Source organism: Actinomadura sp. NPDC023710, from assembly GCF_040639875.1.
In the GTDB taxonomy this organism is placed as follows: Bacteria; Actinomycetota; Actinomycetes; order Streptosporangiales; family Streptosporangiaceae; genus Spirillospora; species Spirillospora citrea.
Genome location: NZ_JBFAGB010000116.1, coordinates 1 through 1,062, shown reverse-complemented (window position 1 = coordinate 1,062; position 1,062 = coordinate 1). Strand labels below are relative to the sequence as shown.

Annotated in this window: 1 rRNA gene; it reads right to left on the bottom strand. The window is 58.1% G+C overall.

The annotated features are described in order from the left end of the window. A 23S ribosomal RNA gene (locus AB0H37_RS45055) occupies positions 1 to 1,062 on the bottom strand; the annotation flags it as partial.

Genomic DNA, 1,062 nt, shown 5'->3' with positions numbered 1-1,062 from the left:
GAGAGACGGATTTACCTATCTCTCTCCCTACAGCCTTACCCCGGGACAACCACCGCCCGGGCTGAGCTACCCTCCTGCGTCACCCCATCACTCACCTACTACCCCCTCGGGCCCCACGCTCCCCACCCAACAGACCCGAAGGCCCAAAGGATGGTTCAGGTGGTTAGCATCAGAGGATTCAGCGTTGGCGCATACCAGCGGGTACGGGAATATCAACCCGTTGTCCATCGACTACGCCTGTCGGCCTCGCCTTAGGTCCCGACTTACCCTGGGCGGATTAGCCTGCCCCAGGAACCCTTGGTCATCCGGCGCACACGTTTCTCACGTGTGATTCGCTACTCATGCCTGCATTCTCACTCCCGCACCCTCCACCCCTGGGTCACCCCGAGGCTTCACCGGATACAGGACGCTCCCCTACCCATCAACACACAAAGTGTCAATGCCACGGCTTCGGCGGTGTGCTTGAGCCCCGCTACATTGTCGGCGCGGAATCACTTGACCAGTGAGCTATTACGCACTCTTTCAAGGGTGGCTGCTTCTAAGCCAACCTCCTGGTTGTCACAGCAACTCCACATCCTTTCCCACTTAGCACACGCTTAGGGGCCTTAGCCGATGATCTGGGCTGTTTCCCTCTCGACTACGAAGCTTATCCCCCGCAGTCTCACTGCCGCGCTCTCACTTACCGGCATTCGGAGTTTGGCTGACGTCAGTAACCTGGTAGGGCCCATCAGCCATCCAGTAGCTCTACCTCCGGCAAGAAACACGCGACGCTGCACCTAAATGCATTTCGGGGAGAACCAGCTATCACGGAGTTTGATTGGCCTTTCACCCCTAACCACAGGTCATCCCCCAGGTTTTCAACCCTGGTGGGTTCGGGCCTCCACACCGTCTTACCGGCGCTTCACCCTGCCCATGGCTAGATCACTCCGCTTCGGGTCTACAGCATGCGACTAAAAACGCCCTATTCAGACTCGCTTTCGCTACGGCTACCCGACACCGGTTAACCTCGCCACACACCATAACTCGCAGGCTCATTCTTCAAAAGGCACGCCATCACCAACA